The 23,535-nt window shown below is 35.7% G+C and carries 25 protein-coding genes; 16 read left to right on the forward strand and 9 right to left on the reverse strand.

The annotated features are described in order from the left end of the window. Window positions 1-603 precede the first annotated feature (603 nt). A complete protein-coding gene (locus BUE24_RS16450; RefSeq protein ID WP_073318094.1) occupies window positions 604-1,446 on the reverse strand; it encodes a formylglycine-generating enzyme family protein in 843 nt (280 codons plus the stop codon). Window positions 1,447-1,517: 71 nt separating this feature from the next. Continuing rightward, window positions 1,518-2,240 (reverse strand): glycoside hydrolase family 11 protein, encoded by a 723-nt coding sequence (locus BUE24_RS16455; RefSeq protein ID WP_073318096.1) that lies wholly within the window; start codon window positions 2,238-2,240, stop codon window positions 1,518-1,520. A gap of 440 nt (window positions 2,241-2,680) precedes the next feature. On the opposite strand from BUE24_RS16455, the gene BUE24_RS16460 reads away from it, so the two are divergent. Next, on the forward strand, window positions 2,681-2,905 hold the full coding sequence (locus tag BUE24_RS16460) for a hypothetical protein (protein ID WP_073318114.1): 225 nt from the start codon (window positions 2,681-2,683) through the stop codon (window positions 2,903-2,905). A gap of 89 nt (window positions 2,906-2,994) precedes the next feature. On the opposite strand, the gene BUE24_RS16465 is transcribed toward BUE24_RS16460, so the two are convergent. The 5 genes from BUE24_RS16465 to BUE24_RS24000 all read right to left on the reverse strand — a co-directional run bounded on the left by BUE24_RS16465 (window position 2,995) and on the right by BUE24_RS24000 (window position 8,114). Next, window positions 2,995-3,423, reverse strand: a complete 429-nt coding sequence (locus BUE24_RS16465; RefSeq protein WP_073318117.1) for a DUF6438 domain-containing protein — start codon at window positions 3,421-3,423, stop codon at window positions 2,995-2,997. A gap of 30 nt (window positions 3,424-3,453) precedes the next feature. Continuing rightward, a complete protein-coding gene (locus tag BUE24_RS16470; protein WP_073318119.1) occupies window positions 3,454-4,428 on the reverse strand; it encodes a zinc-binding metallopeptidase in 975 nt (324 codons plus the stop codon). Window positions 4,429-5,223: 795 nt separating this feature from the next. Continuing rightward, on the reverse strand, window positions 5,224-5,892 hold the full coding sequence (locus tag BUE24_RS16475) for a response regulator (RefSeq protein ID WP_073318122.1): 669 nt from the start codon (window positions 5,890-5,892) through the stop codon (window positions 5,224-5,226). A 15-nt stretch (window positions 5,893-5,907) separates the two neighbouring features. After that, window positions 5,908-7,863, reverse strand: coding sequence for a sensor histidine kinase (locus BUE24_RS16480; protein WP_073318124.1), 1,956 nt, complete (start codon window positions 7,861-7,863; stop codon window positions 5,908-5,910). 98 nt (window positions 7,864-7,961) lie between these two features. Then, the gene (locus tag BUE24_RS24000; RefSeq protein WP_170864615.1) at window positions 7,962-8,114 is read right to left on the reverse strand and encodes a hypothetical protein; all 153 of its coding nucleotides are present in this window, start codon (window positions 8,112-8,114) and stop codon (window positions 7,962-7,964) included. Window positions 8,115-8,449: 335 nt separating this feature from the next. Between BUE24_RS24000 and BUE24_RS16485 the strand changes: the two genes are divergently transcribed. The 9 genes from BUE24_RS16485 to moaA all read left to right on the forward strand — a co-directional run bounded on the left by BUE24_RS16485 (window position 8,450) and on the right by moaA (window position 15,272). Beyond that, entirely contained in the window at window positions 8,450-9,016 is a 567-nt protein-coding gene (locus BUE24_RS16485) for a hypothetical protein (RefSeq protein WP_073318126.1), read from the forward strand. Between the two features lie 284 nt (window positions 9,017-9,300). Next, window positions 9,301-10,476, forward strand: coding sequence for a molybdopterin molybdotransferase MoeA (locus BUE24_RS16490; RefSeq protein WP_073318129.1), 1,176 nt, complete (start codon window positions 9,301-9,303; stop codon window positions 10,474-10,476). Between the two features lie 124 nt (window positions 10,477-10,600). Next, window positions 10,601-10,936, forward strand: coding sequence for a winged helix-turn-helix domain-containing protein (locus BUE24_RS16495; RefSeq protein WP_073318132.1), 336 nt, complete (start codon window positions 10,601-10,603; stop codon window positions 10,934-10,936). Then, the gene (gene mobA / locus BUE24_RS16500; RefSeq protein WP_073318135.1) at window positions 10,933-11,517 is read left to right on the forward strand and encodes a molybdenum cofactor guanylyltransferase; all 585 of its coding nucleotides are present in this window, start codon (window positions 10,933-10,935) and stop codon (window positions 11,515-11,517) included. Before BUE24_RS16495 ends, mobA begins: the two co-directional genes overlap by 4 nt. After that, window positions 11,501-11,737: a MoaD/ThiS family protein gene (locus BUE24_RS16505; protein WP_073318138.1), complete on the forward strand. Its 237-nt coding sequence runs from the start codon at window positions 11,501-11,503 to the stop codon at window positions 11,735-11,737. The genes mobA and BUE24_RS16505 overlap by 17 nt, the downstream gene beginning before the upstream one ends. A gap of 9 nt (window positions 11,738-11,746) precedes the next feature. Next, window positions 11,747-12,838 carry a HesA/MoeB/ThiF family protein gene (moeB, locus tag BUE24_RS16510; RefSeq protein ID WP_073318140.1) on the forward strand — a complete coding sequence of 364 codons (1,092 nt, stop codon included), beginning with the start codon at window positions 11,747-11,749 and terminating at the stop codon, window positions 12,836-12,838. 7 nt (window positions 12,839-12,845) lie between these two features. Continuing rightward, window positions 12,846-13,289 (forward strand): molybdenum cofactor biosynthesis protein MoaE, encoded by a 444-nt coding sequence (locus BUE24_RS16515; protein WP_073318674.1) that lies wholly within the window; start codon window positions 12,846-12,848, stop codon window positions 13,287-13,289. A gap of 68 nt (window positions 13,290-13,357) precedes the next feature. Then, a complete protein-coding gene (gene moaCB / locus BUE24_RS16520; protein WP_073318143.1) occupies window positions 13,358-14,269 on the forward strand; it encodes a bifunctional molybdenum cofactor biosynthesis protein MoaC/MoaB in 912 nt (303 codons plus the stop codon). Further along, a complete protein-coding gene (moaA, locus tag BUE24_RS16525; protein ID WP_073318146.1) occupies window positions 14,262-15,272 on the forward strand; it encodes a GTP 3',8-cyclase MoaA in 1,011 nt (336 codons plus the stop codon). The genes moaCB and moaA overlap by 8 nt, the downstream gene beginning before the upstream one ends. A gap of 5 nt (window positions 15,273-15,277) precedes the next feature. Here the strand turns inward: moaA and BUE24_RS16530 are convergent, their stop codons facing one another. Next, on the reverse strand, window positions 15,278-16,243 hold the full coding sequence (locus BUE24_RS16530) for an early set domain-containing protein (RefSeq protein ID WP_073318149.1): 966 nt from the start codon (window positions 16,241-16,243) through the stop codon (window positions 15,278-15,280). Next, window positions 16,240-17,226 carry a pepsin/retropepsin-like aspartic protease family protein gene (locus tag BUE24_RS16535; RefSeq protein ID WP_139242031.1) on the reverse strand — a complete coding sequence of 329 codons (987 nt, stop codon included), beginning with the start codon at window positions 17,224-17,226 and terminating at the stop codon, window positions 16,240-16,242. Before BUE24_RS16535 ends, BUE24_RS16530 begins: the two co-directional genes overlap by 4 nt. Before the next feature lie 163 nt (window positions 17,227-17,389). On the opposite strand from BUE24_RS16535, the gene BUE24_RS16540 reads away from it, so the two are divergent. The 6 genes from BUE24_RS16540 (at window position 17,390) to BUE24_RS16565 (ending at window position 23,483) form a co-directional block, all read left to right on the forward strand. Further along, entirely contained in the window at window positions 17,390-18,226 is an 837-nt protein-coding gene (locus BUE24_RS16540; protein WP_170864616.1) for a universal stress protein, read from the forward strand. A gap of 13 nt (window positions 18,227-18,239) precedes the next feature. After that, the gene (cls, locus tag BUE24_RS16545; protein ID WP_244548165.1) at window positions 18,240-19,673 is read left to right on the forward strand and encodes a cardiolipin synthase; all 1,434 of its coding nucleotides are present in this window, start codon (window positions 18,240-18,242) and stop codon (window positions 19,671-19,673) included. Window positions 19,674-19,684: 11 nt separating this feature from the next. Then, window positions 19,685-20,455: a patatin-like phospholipase family protein gene (locus tag BUE24_RS16550; RefSeq protein WP_073318154.1), complete on the forward strand. Its 771-nt coding sequence runs from the start codon at window positions 19,685-19,687 to the stop codon at window positions 20,453-20,455. A 2-nt stretch (window positions 20,456-20,457) separates the two neighbouring features. Then, entirely contained in the window at window positions 20,458-21,090 is a 633-nt protein-coding gene (locus BUE24_RS16555) for a Crp/Fnr family transcriptional regulator (RefSeq protein ID WP_073318156.1), read from the forward strand. Between the two features lie 64 nt (window positions 21,091-21,154). Next, window positions 21,155-21,952 (forward strand): sulfite exporter TauE/SafE family protein, encoded by a 798-nt coding sequence (locus BUE24_RS16560; RefSeq protein ID WP_073318157.1) that lies wholly within the window; start codon window positions 21,155-21,157, stop codon window positions 21,950-21,952. A gap of 118 nt (window positions 21,953-22,070) precedes the next feature. After that, a complete protein-coding gene (locus BUE24_RS16565; protein WP_073318159.1) occupies window positions 22,071-23,483 on the forward strand; it encodes an MBL fold metallo-hydrolase in 1,413 nt (470 codons plus the stop codon). The last annotated feature ends 52 nt before the right edge of the window (window positions 23,484-23,535 follow it).

The raw sequence follows: 23,535 nt of genomic DNA on the forward strand, positions 1-23,535 counted from the left end.
ATCTACAACAACTAACCTTTCAACAAACAAGAAATTTAGTTTATGATCAATGTATTTTCTAAGCAAATTTTTTAAATATTTTCCTAAGGTTCAAAATAGAAACCAACTATAATCCTATTAGATTCTGTGAGTTACATTTTGATGTTAAATATTATCCCTAATCCCTATCAAAAATCATCTTTTGAAGATTGTAAAGTATCTTTCTTTAACATAAGCCCTTTTCCCAAATATAAAAAAGAATCTCACTCTTTTTATCATTAAAACTAAATTATGTGATTAACAGATTGCATTTTGCGGTTTACCCGTATTCTTACTGCGTTAACAGCGCATTTTTGAATTTAATTGATCGATCATTTTTGGCATTTTCCTGTAGTATTTGAACCTTGTGAGACCTGTCATTTTTAGTGTGTTTTTTTTTGATTTCCAAAGGTAATTTCACCTATGTAACTTATTGACTACAAAAACATAAACAATGTGAATCCCCAAAGAATTATTATCTATTTATACTTGTAAAAAAATAGTGTTTTGAAGTTCCATTTTGAATGACCATCATATAAACAGGTCATTAAATTCTATTTTCTTTTTTGGTCAATACTAAATTTGCTATTCCCCAACATTTCGACAAACACGAAATCCTTGATCTGGTCCAATCCCATTCGCTTCAAAATAATCTCGATCATTATTTTTCATAAACATCTCGACACCTATCCAACCTCCTCCTCTATGACTGCGAAAATGTCCTGAGGGTATTTCTTGGTTTTCAAACCAATCTTCGCACCATTCACGAACGTTTCCCGTCATATCAAAAAGACCAAGTTCATTTGGTGTTTTACTAGCCACTGGCCGTGTTCTTCCATGATTGTTCTCAAGGATTTGATAGTTCCAATTTTCGGTTAAAAACTGATCTCCGCAATTCCTCCAATACCAGGCTATTGTATTCATATCATTGCCTCCGCTATACGTATAGCTCTTACTGAGTTGCCCTCCTCCTGCAGCATACTCCCATTCTATCTCTTTGGGTAATCGATACCCATTTGAAAGTGGATATATGCTAATCACACATTTCACAGTATCATACTCAGACTTGTTAAACTCATCAATAGAGTCTTTAAGAATTTTGTAGTATGGTTGCAATCCTTCCTGTTTACTTCTTTGGATGCAATAAGCGATACAGTCATACCAACTCACCATTTCTACAGGAAGATCATCTCCTTTATATCTGGAAGGATTAGTCCCCATTACTCTTACCCATTCTTTTTGAGTGATTTCGGTTCTACTGATGTAAAAATCATTGACACGAACATCACGTTTATATAGATTTGAGTTTTGATTGACAAAAAAGCCTCCTTTTACCAGAACCAAATCATTAGAAACACTCTTATCATCTTTTATATATGTACAAGAATAAAAAAAGAGCACACCTAAAAAAACAATTAGTTTTTTCATAATTATCCTACACAGCAATTTAAGGCCGTTTGCAATAGCAACGGCCTTTTTTATACTTTTTATCCTAGTTTTTACCAAACGGTGGCGTTAATCTTTCCCCAACCCTGGCTAAAGGACTCTATCCCGAATACCTGATAGTCAAAATCTCTAAGGTTACCCCATTGCTGTTGGTGTCCTCCATGCTGATTCCAGTGATTGATATGGGTTTGCATACTTATTTTCTTATTGCTGCCAGTACCGACGTTTCCGTGTTGACTGATGTATTGATTAAATGTTTTGGTTCCCAAAATAGAAGGTGCATTATATCGGGTGTTTTTCTTGAACTTGTAATTTCGGCCATTGGCATTAAAATTTTTGTTTTGATCTTGCCCGGCAATGTTTCCGCGTTCTACGATATAGTATTCTACCAAAGGTGTTCTTGTCCAACCATAAACACCTACAAAATCATAGGAGCCTTGTAACGATCCTACATTATAGTTGATCGTTCTGCCACTTCCTGTTCTCCAACCTTTTCCTCCAACAATATCCTTATTGTCTTTGTACTCAATCTGAAAATTTCCTGCATATTGATTAGCATAGGGAAAGGTAAGTCTTCCCCATCCTCCTTCTTTGTAAATAGTCCAAAAATACCCTTGGTTATACCCATCGGTGCGGTTATCACTAATATAACCATTAGCATCTATGAATTTTTCCTGTGCTTCTGCATCTTCTGGTAAATTATCAGTGTCTAAAGTGTCTGAACAACTAAAAAACATAAGGGTAATACATACGGCAATACTTGTTATTCTTTTCATAATTAGATGATTTAAGTTAGAATACTACTTCGATTTTGGATCAACAATCAAATTTCGCCTTTCGGGAACATCTTGATTATCAATACCACTTGGTTTGTGTTAAAAATTTATAAGCATCCTAAAGTAAATCTTGAAAAAATAAATATTTGATAATCGAAGGGTTTTAAGAATTAATTCCACGAAATATTTTCGTAAAAACCGCCTAACCATAAGCAGCTGATTTCCAAATATCCAACAGTAACAAGTTGGTATTTTGATCATGTTACATCTTTTTGAAAAGTAATCGGCAACTCAAAACAGAGATGTATCGCTAATGAGAGCTTGTAGCAAATAGAATAACCTTAACAAACTTTATGATTTACCTACGGGATTGGGAATAGATTTTGATATGGATCACGATACCTTAAAACCTGATTAAATAACCCCAAACTAAACGTAAAATGTTCTTTTTTAGAAAAAAAGTACCCAAGACCTTGTCTCAAGTAGACAAATTGTACAGAAAAGTGATCTCAAAACTTCCTGATGCTAATCGTATTGACTATTGTGAATCATTAGTATACAGGACAGAGAAAGATGTTGCCGAAACTAGATGTAAAGTAAAAAAAAGGAGACTTAAAAAATTATTACATGCTGCTCGGTTGGAACGAAAAAACCTGATGAGCTAGCTCATCAGGTTCTCCTTCTGGAATATAAAATAAAATAATTTGCCTACCCTTTTTATCGTATATCCAGCTAACTATTCCTTTGTCTTTTTTCAAGGTGAAGAATTAGCAACAATTTGATTCACTATTTGCTTCATCCTTGCATTCAGTTCTTTGATATCTCCGGATAATGCAGATGGGTAATATTTATACTCTTCTCCATTAACTCTTAGCGTGGTAACTGGCCTATCTTTTCCTTTATTCAAAACCACTTTTTCAAAAGAACCTTGATCGATCATACTTTTTAAAGCGTTGAACTCCTTTTTCTTCAATTTGCTTTTTATTTTTCCTTTTACTGAAACATAATCTATGCCAGAATACAAAAAGCTTCCATCCTGATATACCCAAAGATCATATACCGGGCATTTCCCTAAACACCTTCCTTTGGAGTAATACACCAAAACTTCCGGATCTTCGGTTACTGATTTTGAAGACTGACATGAAAAGTTCAGCAGGACCAAAAGCATCATCAAATATTTCATACTTTTCTTATTTTGAAGTTTCTTGATTTCCTATTTGCTTACTTTATGCCCATGACTACAATGAGATTTATGCTTATTCCCAAAAGTGTTGGCCCTTCTCCATGCCCCCGGTTCTGGTAAGAAACTCCTACTACTCTTGGCAATATTACCTCTGATATAATCTCTTAACTTCACCATTTCTGTACTATCATATAGCAATTGGATTTTCTTTTCGGCACCACTCGTCCCATTTACCCCTCCGGCCCGGGTAACAAATGTGGCAAATACTTCGGCTATATCTTCTCCTGGATTTGTGGATGCATACTGAGTAACAAAACGCTCCCGATACTTGTTATAAAAGTTTTGTGCATCAGTTTCTGTATTTACATCTTGAAACTCACTCCAGATATCGGCCCAATGGTTTTGGTAAATTTTATTGATGTGTGATTCATCTTTTGCACATCCTTCTCCGGTAAAGTAGGTTTTACAATCTGTGGGTAATACCGCAGAATCTACTTGTTGTTGTTCTAAAGTGATGATGTGCCCAAATTCATGGATAATTGTGTATGCCAGCTCCCCGTCTGCATTAAAACCCCTTTCATAAGCATAATCGATTGCAATTCCCATTTGCCATTTAGCTAGATCTGGTGTTCGTTCTACTACATATCCCAACACACCACTTTCTCCACCCAGATAAATCATAAACTCATTCATTTTAGATCTATAATCCAGTGGAATTATCTTTTTTGTTAGCTCCCAGATTTCCTGATGTTTTTGAGTATCTCTTTGAAATGCTAATGCTTGTCCAGTGACTTCAAAATCTTGGTCTTTTATGATATTTTCTCCATCTACCTTATAGCGTGTGATATTCTTGATATCTTCTCCATCTTCATCTCCCGGATCGGTTCCTACGACTGGTGTATCCGTGGGTCCAGTTGCATCATCATCTTTGCTACATGATTGTATGCTAAGCATTGCCATAGCCACAAAAACCACTAGTAAATAATTCCACCTCACTTTTTTCATAATTAATGATCTTTAAAAAATTAAACGCTTTTTTAATAGAACACAGAATTATGAAGCCACCCTAAATTTTTTAGCTATTTTCTATTCAACAAACCATATAAATAAAGGAAATAAAAAAAGCCAGATCTTTTACCAGATCTGGCTTTTTGGGTATAGAAACGGACCATTTGCAATCTTTATTCGCTGATCAAAAAAATCATTCACTTCTTAATGAATAGCGTGGGGCGAGTGTATCATTTTTTTGACCCAAAAACAAAGATTTAACGTAGGTAAATAGTGACTTGTAATAATTTTGACGCACGCTTATTGATGCGCATTCAAACACTTTGCTATCAGTTAATTAAAAATAAATTTCTATATTTATTCTACCAACTATCTATAGATTTTCTTCGAAAAACACACTGTTAGATTGATCAAAAATCAACCAAAAAAAGAGTTTATATGATAAATATTTAAAAGCTTCTTACTATATTGTGCTTGAGGAATAAGAAAGACTCCATCAATACATACAAACATTTATAGTAAGATTTACTATAGCTATATTCAAAAAAGCATATCAAGATTTTTTTGAATATATCTATTTAATAAAATCCTTTAATGGTTGATTTTTTTTTAAATCAATCGTTATTCAGACCCTGCTTTTGTTGGCTCGCCAAAGTTTTACAATTGCGGGGTTGTTTTTATTTGTACAATATCCAAATTTCGCCACTATTGTACATAAATAGGGCGAAATTCAAAATTAAAATTAATAAATGACAATTCCTTACGGGAACCCGTAAGCTCCATATTTTATAACTACAATAGACCTAAATCTTTGGTCATTGCTACCAAATGAATGGCATTTCTAGCTTTAAAATTAAATTTTAGCTTGTTCAATCGTTTTTCGATAGAACTAATGCTGTTTGGAGATATATGATTTTTCTTGAAATATTCTCCAATCTGTTCTTGCGTAAGTCCATCAGACAAATGTTTGAGCAACAAAAGGTCATAATCCTTAAGTTCAAAAACATTGTGCTTACTCATCATATTAGACAATCGTTGCGAAATAAATCGATTCTCGTTGTACACTTCGTATACAGATTGCACCAATTCATTCAGCCCATAACGACCTTTACATACATATCCGTTAATATTATGTTCATCAAAAAGAGATCTCACTTTTGCAGGTCGATCCTCCATAGAATACACAATGACCTTAATATTGGGCTGTATAAGACGTACAGCCTCGATAAGTTCTACTCCTGAAACTAATTTTCGTTCTCTATGACTTTCTTTAAAAGACAAGTCAGTTACTAATAAGTCAAATGGGGTTTGATCTTTTAGTGCTCTTCTAAATTTAAGATAGGCATCATCACAATACTGTGCTTGCTGTATCTCCTTTATTCTCGTTCTTTCATGAAGGATGTTAGCTACTCCATGATTAATACTTCCGAGATCTTCGTTTACTAAAACTTTCTTAAACATAGCTCACTATTATTATTAATTCGGGAAATGTACTGTGGCTTTAAAGCCTCTTTCCATTTCTGAATCAAATATAAATGATCCTCCGATCGTTTTTATACGGTTTTCCGCATTTCGCAATCCACTACTATAAATTATTTCATCTTTATCCACTCCAACACCATTATCGGCATAAGTTATTTTTATATTTTTTTGCTCCTTTTTGAACGTAATGGCTACCAAGCTTGCCTCACTGTGCTTTTTCATATTGATCATCAGCTCTTGCAATATTCTATACACAATGATCTTTTTTTCTGGAGTGATGGATTGCCAATTGATTTCACCTACATCTTTAATGATGATCTTGGTATAATCAGCACTATAACTACTCAGCATATTACTCAACTCCAAATGGAAATCTCTTACTTCATTAAAGCTACTATTTTCTCTGGAGATATCACGAGTGCTATTGTAAATATCTTCTAATTTATCCAATACTTCTTTGCGACTTTGTTCATTTTGTATTTGGATCATCACATTATACACATCGTTGGCTAACTCATCATGCAACTTTTTGGAAATCCTAGCCTCTGCGTCATAGACATTACGGATAATTTGTCTTTTGTGCCGTTGTTGTACCATATAAAAAACAGAACCTGCAATTAATATGATAAGAATAGAACCAAACAGGTAAATAATACGTTGTCTTTCTTTTTTGGCAGTCTCCGCTTTTAAAACCAGGTTTTCTGTGGTAAGCTTGTCGTTTTCGTATTTTGTTTCAACATAAATGGCTCTATTACTTTGATTGATTTCTTCTAATTCTTTACTAGTTTTATGATAAATCCTAGCTTCTTCAGGGCTATCTTTTAATTGAATTACATAGCCCAATGCTTCTATAATAGATACCAAACTTTCCCTTTTTAAAGCATTTTGATAAGCAGAATTTGCAAAAAACAATGCTTTTTCCTTATTATTTTCTTGGTAAAACTTTGTCAAGTGTATATTACTAGCTATCAATCCTTCCGCATCATTTATTTCTTTTCGAATACCTCGAGCTTGCAGTAATAATTGCTCTGAGGTAATATTTTGACTATCCTGAAGCCATAAAATATATCCTAGATTACTTAATACTCTAGCATACATTTCTTTATTGCCTATGACAGATGGTTCTTTTCTTAACGTATCTAGAATAGAAATTGCCTGATTAAAATCTTTCTTTCCACTTAAAATATTTGCCTTTGTATTTTGGTAGTTAAACATATGGTTTCTTCCAATTATTTTGGCATCCTCTTTGTTTTCTCCTAGACTAAGGGCTGCAATATTATATTTTAAAGCTTCATCAAAATTATTTTGTTCTAGGTTGGAAACAGAAATTATATGATATAACCCTGAAAGTCTTTTTATATCCCAAATCTTCTCTGCAAATTTTACTCCTTCAATTGCGGTTGCTTTGCTTCCTGAAAAATCTCCTAATATATTTTGAATATTTGCCATTTGTAGCAAGTATCTTCCTGATCTAGCACTGTCCCCAACCCTTCTGGATACTCTGAAAGCTTCATTATAAAACTTAAAGGATTCTTTTAGTTGGTTATTATTTTTATGATAAAGACCTAGCTTTGCCGATGCCCTAATAATATGTAAGGTATCATTGTTACGATTCGATAAATCATATAGTTTTTCTGAATATGTTACAGCACTATCATACTGCTTTGCTAAATTTTGAAGTTTTGTCTTTCGCATCAAACCCATATAAACTAGAGTATCCTCTTGATATGGTTCAATTAGTTTTAAAAAAGTAGAAATGTAAAATAACCTTTTCGATATATCAATAGAATCTACATCGCTTTTTTGATAATAACTGAGTACCGTATCTAATTGTCTTTGAGCAATTAAATCCTGTTGTAAGTTAGTTTGACTATAAACCGAGATGTTAAAAAAGAATATAACTCCCAAGCATCCAATTAGGATATGGAAATTGACACGCCAAAGTTTCATATCCCAAAATTAGTAAATTAAATTGGGTGTATATTACTTAAAGTCAATATACACCCAATTTAACATTACAAACGAATTACAAAATTGTAGTAATAATACTATCCTTCATCTTCACCACCCATTTGTCCATTTTCTCCGGTGGTTGAATAATACTCAAAAGAAACATCTTCGTCGGCAACACTATCCGTTGTACAAGAGGTGAAACTTCCAATCATAAAAAGGGCTACTAGGGTATACAATATAGTTTTCATACGTTTTCATTTTTTAGGTTTATACATAGTGGTTCCTGCCAGGGTTGACCCGGTATTTCTAGGCAGGGGTGATTAATAAGGGAGTACTCCTATTTTATTTTTGGAAAGTTGAAAATCCAGAGGCGATACGTTATGGCTACTTTCCCGGTGCCATCGGCATCACTTTACGGATTCCCGTAACAAGTAAGTCCATACATTTACTATGTTAGCAATATGTAATCGGAACAAATTGTTAATGTGAATTTACTAAGAACCCAAATCTATGTGCATAAACAATTCCAGGGATTCCAAAGATTCCTTAGAAATCCTATAGATTCCAATAATTTAACACCATTATGGAGAGAAAAACGAGTGTTACTTACAAGAATGAAATTCTTGAAAAGTACAAAAGGGAAAAAGGCGGAGAGATGAGTAGCTATCTTCTCCAACCTACTAGAAAACAGATTAAAGAGGCATGTATATGGCTATTGTCTCGAAGAAATGAAAAGTATGACGAGGGTATTCTCAATCGCTTCTTTAAATTTAAAGAAGGAGAAAACAAGCTTCATGCAATCGAAAGGGTTAAAGGGGATAAATTTAAACCGATCGTAAATTTCTTAAATGGAGAAACAAAATCTACAACACCGGCAAATTTGGAATTAATAAGCTGGTTAATTGATTTTAATCCTAGGCCGTTATCAGTGTATTTAAGGTCGGACTTTGTGAGAGAAGATCCTAAACCGGTTCAATTTATGAGTCAAACGGATACGTTGTACAAGAGAGGAAGTCCTTTGCAAATTAAAAGGGATAATGAAATGATCGATATTCCAGAGACCAAAGTGATTCAACAAACCGATAAGAGTATCACTATCATTTCTCAAATTAATCCTTCACTCAAAATTACAACCATTGTGTCTCTATGATTTATTAAAAAAATGCTATCAAAAACAAACAACTTATTTGATTAAAAAATTACATTCAACAAACGAAAAACGGTCAGGTTAAACACCCTGACCGTTTTTTGTTTAAGAAAATTGGAACTATTGCGTGTTAACAAATGCTCGATAACAGAACAATATTAAAAGTTAGTTTGTGAGAATTCTGATTTTTATACGAAAGAGGTTTATAAAATTTACATTTTAGACAACCTCTTTCTTTTTCTCTCACCCCAATTCGTTGTACCTTTACCTCATTAGTAAATAAAATTATGATATCTGTACAGCAAGCCCTCCAACTCATAGAGCAACAAACACAAAAGACCAGTAACACGGTTACAATCTCGGTATCCGAAGCTTTAGGTTATGTATTGGCAAAGGATGTTTTTTCTCCTATCGATATGCCTCCATTTCGGCAATCGGCTATGGATGGTTATGCACTAGGTTCTGTTCAGGAAACGACCTATACCTTGGTTAATGAAGTGAAAGCAGGAGATACTGAGGATCCCGAAATAAAGGAAGGACAAGCTATACGCATCTTTACCGGTGCTCCAGTCCCATCTGCTGCAAAAACGGTGGTTATTCAGGAAAAAGTAGAAGTCTCTAACCATCAAATAACGCTTCAGGAATCAACTGTGCCCATGGCTAATATCCGAGAAGTAGGAGAGCAAATTAAGAAAGGAGACACTGCCTTATCAAAAGACACCAAAATTACCCCCGCTGGTATTGGATATCTGGCTACGCTTGGTGTTACCGAAATTGAAGTATACAAAAAACCAACTATTGCTATAATCACTACAGGGAATGAACTTGTAGCTCCCGGACAACCTTTATCATACGGGCAGATCTACGAAAGTAATTCCTTAATGTTGGTAAGTGCGTTACAAAAGTCTGGTTTTTCTGCAGTGAGCACCTACAAGGTCTCTGATAATTATGAAGATACTCAAGCCCTTCTAGAAAAAACCATTGCAGATCATGATGTTATTCTTATTTCTGGAGGAATCTCTGTTGGCGATTACGATTTTGTGGGTAAAGCCCTTCGAAATATAGGTGTCGAAGAGGTATTTTACAAAGTAAAACAAAAGCCAGGAAAACCTTTGTTTTATGGAAAACATAAAAACAAAACCATCTTTGCCCTACCCGGAAATCCTGCATCTTCTTTATCCTGTTTCTATATTTATGTATTGCCGGCAATTCTTAAACTTTCGGGATATAGCAATTATCATCTCGAACGTGGTAAAGGGGTTGCTAATTCTAATTTTACCAAAAAAGGAGAACGAGCCGCTTTCTTAAAAGCTCATAACGATCATGGGCAAATAACTATTCTAGATGCTCAGGCCTCTTCAATGTTGCGATCTTTTGCCTTGGCCAACACTTTGGTATATCTTCCTGAAGATACCACAGAAGTAACCATTGGAGATACTATCGAGATCATAAACTTGCCATAAAAAGACCTTAAATCATAAGTAATTACTAAAAAAATTACCATCTAAATCGTTTTTTGCTAAAATTTAGATAAAGAAAGTTTCGTCAGAAAAAATCGTTGTATCTTTAAAAACCAAACGGTTGTTTATGGACTACAAAATAAAAAGCAGAATCTGGATCGAGACTGAAGATGGAGTCTATCTTGGAGAAGGAAGAGTGCGGCTATTAAAAGCTATCGATCAAACAGGTTCGCTAAGCAAAGCGGCAAATGCTTTATCGATGTCCTACAAAAAAGCATGGAATCTCTTAGACAGCATGAATAAGACTGCCAAAGAGCCTTTGGTGATTACAACAACCGGAGGAAAAGGAGGTGGAGGCGCCCACCTTACTGAACACGGAAGTAAAGCTATACAAGCTTTTGACAATATCAATCAGAAATGTTGGGATTTTCTCGATAAAGAGTTTGATCAAATTTCATTATGACTCAAAAAAAAGAGCATACAGGAATCATATTAGCCGGAGGCAAAAGTTCTAGAATGGGTGAAGAAAAAGGATTGCTTTTTCTACACGACAAACCTTTTGTACGACATATTGCAGAGGCGTTACAACCACTTGTAAGAGAAATTATTATTGTAAGTGATCAGGAGGAATACGACCAATTTGGATACAAAAGAGTAGAAGATATCTTTAAAGATACTGGTCCGGTTGGAGGGTTGTATACTGGTCTTTTGTCTTCTACAACCACTAGCAACTTTGTGATCAGCTGTGATGTTCCTTTGATCACCACAGCTTTGCTTTCAAAATTGCAGGACTCAGACGAAGAGCACTTTGATGTTATTCAGTTTAGGGCTCAAGACAAATCGATGCCTTTGATCGCTCTGTATAAGAAAAGATGCGCCGCTATCTGTAAAAAACAGTTAGAAACAGGAGAAAGGCGATTGCGAAAACTAGTGGCTTCGCTATCAACCAAGTCCATTCCTGTAGACGAAAAAGAATATATTTTGGTGAGTAATATCAATACCCCAGAAGACCTAAAAAATGTTAGATATGCAATTAACGATTAAATATTTTGGCATGATTGCAGAGGCAACTACTATGCCTGAAGAGCAACTGCAAATAGAGCATTGTTCGGTATCAGAATTGCTGGAAAAATTAAAAATCGCCCATCCAAAGCTGAATCATATGGATTTTAAAGTCGCTGTGGATCAACAATTGGTTCAGGAAAATTATACAATTACCAAAGAAGCAGAAATCGCTTTACTACCCCCATTTGCTGGAGGTTAAAAATTGCCTATGGATTTTAATTCAAGATATCACCGCCAGATCATACTACCAGAAATTGGTGAAGAAGGTCAAAAAAAACTCAACGCTGCCAAGGTATTGGTTATAGGAGCAGGAGGCTTGGGATGCCCTGTGTTGCAATACCTATCTGGAGCAGGTATAGGAACTATTGGTATTATAGATTTTGATGTTGTAGAAACTTCTAATCTACACCGACAAGTACTCTATGGAAAGAACGATGTGGGCACAAATAAAGCACTGGCTGCCAAAAAACGTCTAAGTGATCTTAATCCAGATATCGTTATCAATGTTTATCCCGAAAAACTTACGGTAAAAAATGCATTGACACTTTTTGCCGATCATGACATTATAGTAGACGGGTCAGACAACTTTTCTACACGATATTTGGTTAACGATGCATGTATTATTACCGGCAAACCCTTGGTATACGGTGCTATCTTTAAGTATCAGGGCCAGGTATCTGTGTTCAATTACAACAATGGCCCAAGTTATAGATGCTTATTTCCAGAACCGCCAAGTGCAGGTACCGTACCTTCTTGTTCAGAAATTGGGGTGATTGGAGTTTTGCCAGGAATTATAGGTAGTTTTCAAGCGAATGAAGTATTAAAAATGATCTTAGGAATTGGTGAAGTACTCGATGGAAAACTAATGATGTATGACAGTCTATCGACCCAATTTTCGACATTCTCAATTCAACGTGTTGCTTCTCAAATCGAAAGTGTATTAGCCACTGCTCCACGTTTTGAAAAAAATAACTATGATCTGTTTTGTGGAGTTGAGTATATTCAGGAAATCTCTGCCGAAGAGGCTTATCAAAAAGAAGATGTACAGTATCTTGATGTTCGCGAACCTCATGAATACCCAAAAGTAGATAGCCTTTCTCCAATATTGATCCCGTTAGGAACTTTGGAGAATGAATTACATCAATTAAGCAAAGAAAAGGAGTTGATTGTCTTTTGTCAATCAGGTATACGAAGTAAAAAAGCCTTGCAAATCTTATCACAATATGGATATACACGCATCGCTCATGTAAAAGGGGGAGCTATTGCTCTTAATGAATTTCAAACCACAAAAATTGAGTAGTCATACTATGGAAAAAACGAAACTTAAAAACGTCTTTGTTCAGGGAGCTATTTCTTCTGAGTTTATTGGCAACTCCATAGCCAAACATCAAACCAAAACTACAATTGGAGCTCATAATATATTTCTAGGGCAAGTACGAGCAGATGTAATTGATGGTAAAACAATTACAGGGATTGACTATACTGCCTATGAAGAGATGGCAAATCTAAAATTCCAGGAGATACGTGAACGTACGTTTGCCAAATTTGATCTTACTTGCATGCACATCTATCACAGTCTAGGTACTGTAAATGCCGGGGAGATCTGCCTGTTTGTTTTTGTGTCTTCACCAAGGCGTAGAATCGTTTTTGAAGCTCTAGAATATGTGGTAGAAGCCATAAAAGCAGACGTTCCCGTTTTTGGTAAAGAAATTTTTGAAGATGAAACCCATCAGTGGAAACAAAACACCTAAAAACATAATAACCTCAAACCGAGTAATTACAACCGATATCAAAGAAATATTTCAATATAACACCTATCATGGTAGACATCACATATAAAACCTCAACATTACGAATTGCAACAGCTCAGGCAGTAGTAAAAGTAAGTACCCAAGAAACCATAGAAGCTATCAAAAATGGCACGGTTCCCAAAGGTGATGTGTTTGCTATGAGTAAAGCAGCAGGACTACTTGGTGTTAAGAAAACTCCAGAGTTACTGCCCGATTGTCATCCGCTACCCATAGAATATACAGGTATTGATTATGAGATCAATGATCTGGAAATAACCGTTTTGGTTACCATCAAAACCATTTACAAAACAGGTGTAGAAGTAGAAGCCATGCATGGAGCAAGTATCGTTGCATTAAATATGTACGATATGCTGAAACCTATTGACAAAGGAGTTGAAATCCATCATATCAAATTACTGAACAAAAAAGGAGGAAAATCCGATTTTAAAGACCGTTTCAGAAAGGATCTAAAGGCAGCTGTTGTTGTTTGTTCAGATACGATTTCTGAAGGAAAGAAAGAAGACAAAGCAGGCAAGGCTATTATTAATAAACTTGAAAGTTGCGAAGTAGAAATAATGGATTATAGCATCATTCCTGATGAAATAGATAGTATTCAAAAGAAAGCTTCGCAATACAAAGAGCAAGGAGCCGACCTTATTATTTATACTGGAGGCACTGGTTTATCCAGCAGAGATGTAACTCCAGAAGCACTAAAACCATTATTAGACAGAAGTATTCCTGGTATAGAAGAAGCGATTAGAAAATATGGGCAAGATCGTATGCCCTATGCCATGTTATCCAGAAGTGTGGTGGGCACAATTGGCAGCACCCTGGTTATGGCATTACCAGGATCTACGAATGGTGCTAAAGAATCTATGGATGCTATTTTCCCTGAAGTACTTCATGTTTTTCGAATCTTAAAAGGTGTGCGGCATGACTGATTTAAAAACATCCAACATACTTACCGATACCTTTGGTAGAACACACAATTATCTGCGCATATCGCTTACCGAACGATGCAATCTTCGGTGTACCTATTGCATGCCTGCAGAAGGGATTCAACTCTCTCCAAAGGCAAATATCATGACCTATGAAGAGATTTTTACCATTGCTCAAGAATTTGTAAACAGAGGGGTAACCAAAATACGATTAACTGGTGGAGAACCTTTGGTACGAAAAGATGCTGCAAAGATTATAGAACAACTTTCTTCACTCCCTGTAGAACTTACCTTAACCACAAATGGAGTTATCGTAGACCGGTTTATTGACCTATTCAAAAAATGCGGAATACAATCGCTAAACATAAGTCTGGATTCTCTACATTCCTCAAAAAACCAGCAAATCACCAGAAGATCCTATTTCGAAAAAGTGTATCAAAATATCCTTTTGCTAGTTGATGAAGGTTTTGAAGTAAAAATTAATTGTGTATTGATGAAAGGATTTAATGACGATGAAATTATTGATTTTATCAATCTAGCCAAGGATCTACCCGTTCATATTCGTTTTATCGAATTTATGCCTTTTGATGGAAATCGCTGGAATATGGACAAATTAGTATCCCTAAAAGAAATATTGGATCATGTCCATACTCATTTTATAAAAGACGAGGTTCTTAAATTACAGAATGCCCCCAACGACACCGCCAAAAGCTATCAGATTAAAGGATACAAAGGCACTTTTGCGATTATTAGTTCTGTTACCAATCCCTTTTGCGATGGGTGTAATCGAATTCGACTTACTGCCAACGGTAAAATCAAAAATTGTTTGTTCTCTTCCAAAGAGTCTGATCTATTAACTCCTTTACGAGACGGAAAACCAATCGCTTCGGTTATCCAGAGTGCAATTCGATCAAAATTAAAGGTAAGAAACGGTATGGATACACTGGATAAGTTCAAAGACACAGATGGTCATAACAATCGAAGTATGATCCAGATAGGAGGATAGTTTCATCACTTCACCATACAAACGGAATTTATATTTCCTTGATCATCATATTCTTTAACGGGATTATCCGGATCCAAGATCCAGGTATCATCAACAATAAACTTATAATGATGTTTCCCTCCAGAGAGCATGGTTCGATACACCCAACCTTTTTGGGTACGTGTCATCTCGTACGCGCTCTCTGACCAATCGTTAAACGAGCCCGCCAGAATTACTTTTTCTGCATCTGCATACCCATTTAATATAAATGATGCCGGAGCCTTAACATGAACTACAGAGTTATAACCATGAAATTCGTTTCTCCTTTTATCAGGATTCACTGGATCTTCTATCCACTCTCCATCGATAATAAATTTGTACTGATATTCTCCCGGTCGTATTTTTAAAGTAATGCTCCAACAATCCTCGGTACGCTTCATTTTAAAAAGATGCTCGTTCCATTTATTAAAACTACCGCTTAGTATTACTTTACGCGCATCCTCATGACCTCCCAACGTAAAAGTTACATTACCACTATCATCTGGATACGCCGCATAAATCTTGAGATTATATGCCGGTAATGCATGACCATTTCTGAAAGCTCTAACTACATTTGCATATTCTTTTGATGGTTCTGCCCATAGGGCATTATTGACGACAAACTTAAACTCCCACGAAAACTCGTCATCAAAGTCGTCCAGATTCTTTCGTAGTTCGTATCGATTTTCGTCGATCTTAGACATCTTCCAGTCGTATTTTGACCAATCGTTGAATGAACCTGCCACCACTACATTTTCTATCTCAAGATATTCAAAATGATATCGTCTGTTTTGTTTATCGGCCATGGCAATACTGTAGTCTCGCTTGTCAAAAATGAATACGATCTCATCTCCTTCAATTTTATATCCTTTAAAGCTTTCGGTTTGTGCCAACACCACTTCCCCTGCAAAGGCAAGGAATAAAAAAATGATATGTAGTACTTTTTCTTTCAATTTCTAAGTATCGGATATTTTACAAAATAAAGCTTTTCTTTCTGATAATTGATGATTGTTCTTTTCTGTTGAAAAAACTCATAGCCCAAAACACCGTCGAGTTGTGTACCAAAAGCTTCATTCATTTTATTCAAATTGGTGAGCACGGTATTCATCGGACCAAAATACACACTTTTGCTTAGTCGTACTCGAAACAACTTTCCTGCAATCACTTCAATTTTATGATCCCCGGCACCAGAAAGCAATAGTCTTTTCCCAGGATAAAAATATTTAAGCGCCTTTCTTCCTATCTTTTTATTGATTTGGTTGAACTCTGCTGCAGTATCTAATCCAAAAACAACCGGTTTGTCACCTATATATCCATTAAGTACAATGGTATGGTGTCTCAGTTTAAAATCAACACTATCTGTAATTTTTTCTGCATACACCTTTTGGTCATATTTGTCTCCATTTCCATCCACCTTACTTAAGGTCATTTGATTAAGGTGCATATCAATAAAAACCTCGTAGTCTTTTAAGATGTTATATCCTATCACCCCCAAAAGGCGCATTTTTTTTGCTTTTTCGATATGTGATAGATTAACAATATCAGAAGTTTTATTCTTTAGATTAAAATTTTGAAGGATAAACTCTTTTACATCTTGCTCAAAGGTGTCATCCATTACCTCTATGACCCCCGATGTATTTCTTTTTCTGGATTGATGCTGATACTTTAACGGAAAATGAACTTCATTCAATATCATCGTATCGGATCCGGTATCGATAATAAAATCTCCCTTTTTCCCTAATAACTCGGCCTCTACTACGATAAGTCGATCAACCAACTTAAAAGGAATACGGGCGGTATACTCATTAAGAATTTCAGCTTTCGAAAACACAATATCCTCTGAAGAGAAAAACGAATGTCTAGGCGGGTTTTCTTTGGCAAACCCTCCCATCATACAAGACAAACATAGCACTATGCATAGTAGCATCTTTCTCATACAAAATATGACATCACTAATGCCAAAGTTGTTACAATTTTGATGCCATATCTGAACAAGTTTAATATAATATTAAGAATTCTATCCCAGCTTCCAGTATGACCAATATCATTTTTATTGAATCCCATTGGGTATATCTTTATTCGTATAAAAAAGGATGATCATGAAAAATGTTTTGCTTCCCACCGATTTCTCAGACAATTCCAAAAATGCTATTGCCTATGCCTTGCAATTCTTCAAAAATGAGGTATGTACGTTTTATATTCTTCACGTTCAAAAAGCATCTACCTATACCACAGATGATCTGATGGCAGCTCCGGCAAATACATCTATACATCAATCTGTAGTGGGAGGTACCAAAGAGAAACTTGAGATATTAGCACAACAGCTAGAATCGGAATATTCAGAAGAAAATTATACATTTCATACTATTACTGATTACGACATATTTACTGATGCTATCAAACAGGTTATAAAAACCAAAGCAATAGATCTTATCGTTATGGGTACAAATGGCGCTACCGGAGCAAAAGAGGTTGTTTTTGGTAGCAATACCATTAATGTAATCCGAAAAGTAGACTGTCCCCTACTTGCCATCCCCGAGGGATTCTCTTTTACTCCCTTGCAGAGTGTATTGTTTACTATTGATTTTTCAGAGAACTTTACTACGAAAGGCATGGAACCTTTGGTCCATCTTCTCGAAAAACACAAAGCTATTTTACGAATACTGAAAATCAAAGAAGATGATACGGTGACCAAAGCCGAGTTTGATGATAAAAATCGAATGAGTACATTTTTTAAAGAAATTAATCATACCTTTCATTCAATCATAGCCGTTCCTACGTCATTAGCCATAAATAGTTTTGTGCAAATTATGGATGTTGATTTGACCGCGATGTATATTAAACAAGACACTTTTATAGATCGATTTTTTAAAGGATCAAAGATGTCAAAAATAAGTTATGGCACAAGAGTTCCTTTATTGATCATGCATATGTAAACCCTACTAAAACGTGAATCAACCTATCATATTCACCATTTTATCTGCTACGTATATCCTGATAGGGGTATTTATTATAGTACGGTTACTTTTAAATGGGATGAGGCCCACCAAAACTCTTGCTTGGATGCTTGCCATTTTTACGATTCCTGTGGGAGGTATCCTCTTGTATTTAATGCTGGGTAGAAATCGCAGAAAAAACAAACTTTTCAAACTAAAACGTACGCCAAAAGTTAATGCGTATATCCAAAGGGCATTACAACACTACGTCCCCATTTCTAAACAAGAACATAAGGAACATCAAAAATTAATCTCATTAATCACCCAAAACTCATATTTCGCACCGAGTTCTGGGAATCAATTAACTTTACTAAAAAACGGAGAGCCTACATTTAGCGCGATTTTTGAAGCCCTAAAAAAGGCTAAGCATTTTATTCATCTGGAGTATTACATTTTCGAAGAAGGGGAATTGACAAAAGAGCTATTTCAGCTTTTTTCTGAAAAAGTGAAAAGTGGAGTCCAAATTCGAATCATTTATGATGGTATTGGCAGTCGATCGTTAAGCAAAAAATACATCAAAAAACTCAACGAAATAGGAGTAGAAACAAGCCGATTTCTTCCTATTCGATTTGGTAAACTTTTGAATTCTATAAACTATAGAAACCATCGTAAAATTATTGTTGTCGATGATGAAATAGCCTTTACCGGAGGCATTAACGTCTCTGACAAATATGTAAAAGGAGATCCTAATCTTGGGGTATGGCATGATACACATTTGCAAATCCAAGGACCAGTGGTACATAGTCTACAAACCATATTTGCAATGGACTGGTTTTTAATAACCGAAGATGAGGATATTCTGGACACAGCTTACTTTGCACCAGATCAAAAAACAGGAGAAGCCACGGTGCAAATCGTTCACTCTGGACCGGATTCGGATTTCTCGGCCGCCAGACAGCTTTTTTTCTCTATGATCAATGAAGCAAAAGACTACGTATACATTACCAATCCTTATATCATTCCGGGTGAAAGTATTTTAGAATCTCTAAAAGTAGCTTCTTTGAGCGGTGTAGATGTACGGTTGTTACTCTCCAAAAAATCAGACAACCCAATTGTAAAATGGTGTGTGCGATCTTATTTTGAAGACCTGCTTCAAGCGGGAGTAAAAATATATTTATTCCCAGAAGGTTTTGTGCACAGTAAGACGATCGTTGCCGACGATACTGTATCTTCGATAGGAACCACGAATCTCGATATCCGAAGTTTTGAACAGAATTATGAAGTGAATGCCGTGGTTTATGAAGATTCGTTTTCTATTGCCTTGAAAAATGATTTTTTGCAGGATTGTAATCATAGCATTGAACTAAAGTATGATACCTTTGTAAAAAGACCTTGGCATCACAAAATAAAAGAAGGAGTAGCTAAAATTTTTAGCCCTGTACTATAACAAAATATGCTATGAAAGAGTCAAAAAACATAGGACTAGTTTTATCGGGAGGAGGATTTAAAGGAGTAGCCCATATTGGTGCAATACAAGCTATAGAAGAAGTTGGAATTGCTATCAAATACATTTCAGGGTCCAGTGCGGGGGCTCTTGTTGGTGCTATGTATGCGGCAGGCCATTCTCCTGAAGTGATCAAACGTTTTTTTCAAAAAACCTCTTTGTTTAATTTCAATAGATTTACTCGCAAAAAAGCTGGTTTTCTGGATTCAGAAAAGTTCTATAATGATCTCATTTCCTTTTTCCCAGAAAATACATTCGAGTCATTGCAAAAAAATATGTTTGTCACTACTACCAACCTGGTAGAAGGAGTAACTGAGGTATTTAGCAGTGGACAACTCATTAAACCTTTATTAGCTTCGGCGGCTTTCCCAGGGGTGTTTACTCCTGTGATGATTGGTGATCAGCTGTATGCAGATGGTGGAATTTTGGATAATTTCCCGGTAGCTCCACTACAGCAAAATTGTGACTTTATTATTGGAGTGGATGTATCCCCTATCAAAAAACCAAAGATTTCAGATTTCAAACACTCCTATAATGTTATGCAAAGAGCCTATTATTTAAGAGCCGTACCTAATTCTGAAACCAGATTTTCGCAATGCGATATGATCATACAAGCCAAAGCATTAGCCAATTATGGTCTTTTTAACAGTAATAATCTGGACAAAGTATATGATCTGGGGTATAATGAAGCGAAAGCAAAGATCGAACAATTTCTAAGCAGCTAACAATGATAGACGGACTACAGCAAAACTATGGTGATTTTTTTGAACCCGCTCTTATAAAAGAAATCACAAGCGTAGGTACTTTTAGAGAAGTATCAGAAGGGGATGAACTTATAAGAGCTGGCAGTTATATCAAATCAATGCCATTGATCATTAATGGTGCTATTAAAATCCTAAGGCAAGACACTGAAGGGGATGAATTATTGCTATATTTCCTAGAGCGTGGTGATACTTGCGCAATGACATTATCTTGTTGTTTGGGACATCATAAAAGTGAAATTAAGGCAATTGCCGAAACTGATGCTTCTTTGGTAATGATTCCTGTAGAAAAAATGGAAGAATGGACTACCAGATACAAGTCCTGGCGAAATTTTGTTTTTGATAGTTATCACAAAAGATTAATTGAAGCCATAGAAACTATCGACAGCATTGCCTTTTTAAAAATGGATGATCGCTTATTGAAATACCTACACGACAAATCCAAAGTAACCAGTGACAATGTGTTGAAAAATACACATCAGGAAATTGCATATGACCTTCATACATCAAGGGTAGTCATTTCCAGGCTTCTTAAAAAGCTTGAAACCAAAGGAAAAGTAAAACTCAACAGAAACAGTATTGAAGTAATAGATCTTTGATGGTTCGGTAACAAATGTTACTGTAGTGCCCTTTTGCTCAAGTTATTTTTGCTGAAAAAATGTAATGGAAATAACTGAAGTTATTGGGTTTATTGCAGCATTAATTATAGGTATTGTATTAGGTTTAATCGGTGGAGGAGGTTCCATCCTTACCGTACCCGTATTAGTATACATATTACATATTAACCCTATAACGGCAACAGCATATTCTTTGTTTGTTGTAGGAGTTTCATCTACAGCTGGTGCTATCCAAAATCTAAAAAAGGGATTAATCGACTTTCAAACCGCCTTAATATTTGCTATACCGTCCCTTTTAGCCGTATATGGGACCCGAAGATATATAGTACCTGCAATTCCGAATCAATTAATAAGCTACAAGAACATAATCATCACCAAGGAAATTGGACTGATGATCTTTTTTGCTCTTATCATGTTTATAGCATCAATGTCCATGATAAGGAATGATAAAAGAAAAACAAAATCTCTTGTAAAATCCAACACATCATATACCTTGATCTTTATAGAAGGTATTGTGGTAGGGATTTTAACTGGGTTGGTTGGTGCCGGTGGTGGTTTTTTAATTATCCCAGCTCTGGTACTCATGGCAAAGTTACCCATGAAAAAAGCGGTAGCAACATCCCTGCTCATCATCGCCATAAAATCTCTTATTGGTTTTATGGGCGATGTAGAAAATTTAGAGATCGAATGGCATTTTTTATTACCATTTACTCTTGTTGCTGTTTTAGGCATATTTTTGGGTACTTATTTTACTCGATATATCGAAGGAAAAAAACTTGAAAAAGGATTTGGATGGTTTGTTTTGCTAATGAGTATCTACATCCTCCTCAAAGAAGTTACCTAAAAAAGCTTTGTAACAATAGTTACTGATTTCAAATAATAATTGGCTTATTTTTGCATAATACTCAATCAATAAACTATATTTCCATCCTGAGATGGATTATATTCAAAAGAAGAACAAAATGACGATAGAACAAATATATACAGGATGTTTGGCCCAGGGGGCATATTATATAGAAAGTAATGGTGAAGTTGCTATTATTGATCCTTTGAGAGAGGTAAAACCTTATATTGAAAAGGCGAATGAAAATAACGCCAAAATAAAATACATTTTTGAAACGCATTTTCATGCGGATTTCGTTAGCGGGCACCTCACATTAGCAAAAGAAACAGGAGCCGAAATTATCTACGGACCTTTAGCCAATCCATCTTTTGAAGCTACAATCGCCAAAGATAATCAAGAGTTTCAACTTGGGGATATTACCATACTAGCATTACATACTCCTGGACATACCATAGAAAGCACCACTTACCTCTTAAGAGATCCAAACGGAAAGGATCATGCAATATTTAGTGGAGATACCTTGTTTCTTGGAGATGTAGGTCGCCCAGATCTGGCGCAAAAGGCAGCAAATATGACCCAAGAGCAACTTGCAGAAACCTTGTATGATAGCTTACGAAATAAGATCATGCCTCTGGCAGACGATGTTATTGTCTATCCTGCTCACGGTGCAGGTTCTGCCTGTGGTAAAAATATGATGAAAGAGACTGTGGATACCCTAGGCAATCAGAAAAAAATGAATTATGCATTGCGTGCAGATATGACCAAAGTAGAATTTGTAAAAGAAGTTACCGAAGGTTTATTACCTCCTCCATTGTATTTCCCGCTGAATGTAAAAATGAATAAGGAAGGGTATAAGGATATCGATGAAGTAATAGAACAAGGTGCCAGACCATTGTCTGCTTCAGCTTTTGAAGCTTTGGCTAACGAAACAGGTGCAGTGGTATTAGATGTAAGACACCAAAATGAATATGTGCAAGGACATGTCCCAAGGTCTATTTTTATTGGTATCGACGGAGGCTTTGCACCGTGGGTAGGAGCCTTAATTGCCGATGTACAACAACCCATTTTGCTGGTAGCTCCAGAAGGTCGTGTTGAGGAAACCATTACGCGTTTATCTCGTGTTGGTTTTGACAATACCCTGGGGTATCTCGAAGGCGGATTCGAAGCCTGGAAAAAGGCCAATAAAGAGTTTGATACCGTCACTTCAATATCAGCTTCTGTATTTAAAGAAAAACTCGATAAGGACGAAATCCCCGTCTTTGACGTAAGAAAGGAAAGTGAATTTGTAGCAGAACATGTGGATAAGGCTAAAAACTCTCCTTTGGATTATTTGAATGACTACCTTCAGGATTTTCCTGAAAAAGAAACATTTTTCATACACTGTGCTGGTGGGTATCGTTCGGTTATAGCTGCTTCAATATTAAAGAGTAGAGGTATTCATAACCTAGTGGATATTGCAGGAGGGTTTAAGGATATAAAAAATGCAGGTATCGCTACCACGGACTACGTTTGCCCTACTACACTCAAATAATTTGAACATAGACCGTGTGTAACATTTGTTACTGATATCTTTTTCAAATTTT

This window comes from Aquimarina spongiae, from assembly GCF_900141785.1.
Taxonomy (GTDB): Bacteria; Bacteroidota; Bacteroidia; order Flavobacteriales; family Flavobacteriaceae; genus Aquimarina; species Aquimarina spongiae.

Bases quoted from the DNA above. Each gene is read 5' to 3' on its own strand.
- BUE24_RS16565 (WP_073318159.1), top strand. From the start codon at position 22,071: ATGACGATAGAACAAATATATACAGGATGTTTGGCCCAGGGGGCATAT.
- BUE24_RS16480 (WP_073318124.1), bottom strand. From the start codon at position 7,863: ATGAAACTTTGGCGTGTCAATTTCCATATCCTAATTGGATGCTTGGGA.
- BUE24_RS16515 (WP_073318674.1), top strand. From the start codon at position 12,846: ATGGAAAAAACGAAACTTAAAAACGTCTTTGTTCAGGGAGCTATTTCT.
- BUE24_RS16560 (WP_073318157.1), top strand. From the start codon at position 21,155: ATGGAAATAACTGAAGTTATTGGGTTTATTGCAGCATTAATTATAGGT.
- BUE24_RS16505 (WP_073318138.1), top strand. From the start codon at position 11,501: ATGCAATTAACGATTAAATATTTTGGCATGATTGCAGAGGCAACTACT.
- BUE24_RS16450 (WP_073318094.1), bottom strand. From the start codon at position 1,446: ATGAAAAAACTAATTGTTTTTTTAGGTGTGCTCTTTTTTTATTCTTGT.
- BUE24_RS16540 (WP_170864616.1), top strand. From the start codon at position 17,390: ATGAAAAATGTTTTGCTTCCCACCGATTTCTCAGACAATTCCAAAAAT.
- BUE24_RS16460 (WP_073318114.1), top strand. From the start codon at position 2,681: ATGTTCTTTTTTAGAAAAAAAGTACCCAAGACCTTGTCTCAAGTAGAC.
- BUE24_RS16455 (WP_073318096.1), bottom strand. From the start codon at position 2,240: ATGAAAAGAATAACAAGTATTGCCGTATGTATTACCCTTATGTTTTTT.
- BUE24_RS16475 (WP_073318122.1), bottom strand. From the start codon at position 5,892: ATGTTTAAGAAAGTTTTAGTAAACGAAGATCTCGGAAGTATTAATCAT.
- BUE24_RS16535 (WP_139242031.1), bottom strand. From the start codon at position 17,226: ATGAGAAAGATGCTACTATGCATAGTGCTATGTTTGTCTTGTATGATG.
- BUE24_RS16470 (WP_073318119.1), bottom strand. From the start codon at position 4,428: ATGAAAAAAGTGAGGTGGAATTATTTACTAGTGGTTTTTGTGGCTATG.
- BUE24_RS16550 (WP_073318154.1), top strand. From the start codon at position 19,685: ATGAAAGAGTCAAAAAACATAGGACTAGTTTTATCGGGAGGAGGATTT.
- moaA (WP_073318146.1), top strand. From the start codon at position 14,262: ATGACTGATTTAAAAACATCCAACATACTTACCGATACCTTTGGTAGA.
- moaCB (WP_073318143.1), top strand. From the start codon at position 13,358: ATGGTAGACATCACATATAAAACCTCAACATTACGAATTGCAACAGCT.
- BUE24_RS16555 (WP_073318156.1), top strand. From the start codon at position 20,458: ATGATAGACGGACTACAGCAAAACTATGGTGATTTTTTTGAACCCGCT.
- BUE24_RS16485 (WP_073318126.1), top strand. From the start codon at position 8,450: ATGGAGAGAAAAACGAGTGTTACTTACAAGAATGAAATTCTTGAAAAG.
- BUE24_RS24000 (WP_170864615.1), bottom strand. From the start codon at position 8,114: ATGAAAACTATATTGTATACCCTAGTAGCCCTTTTTATGATTGGAAGT.
- moeB (WP_073318140.1), top strand. From the start codon at position 11,747: ATGGATTTTAATTCAAGATATCACCGCCAGATCATACTACCAGAAATT.
- BUE24_RS16465 (WP_073318117.1), bottom strand. From the start codon at position 3,423: ATGAAATATTTGATGATGCTTTTGGTCCTGCTGAACTTTTCATGTCAG.
- BUE24_RS16495 (WP_073318132.1), top strand. From the start codon at position 10,601: ATGGACTACAAAATAAAAAGCAGAATCTGGATCGAGACTGAAGATGGA.
- mobA (WP_073318135.1), top strand. From the start codon at position 10,933: ATGACTCAAAAAAAAGAGCATACAGGAATCATATTAGCCGGAGGCAAA.
- BUE24_RS16490 (WP_073318129.1), top strand. From the start codon at position 9,301: ATGATATCTGTACAGCAAGCCCTCCAACTCATAGAGCAACAAACACAA.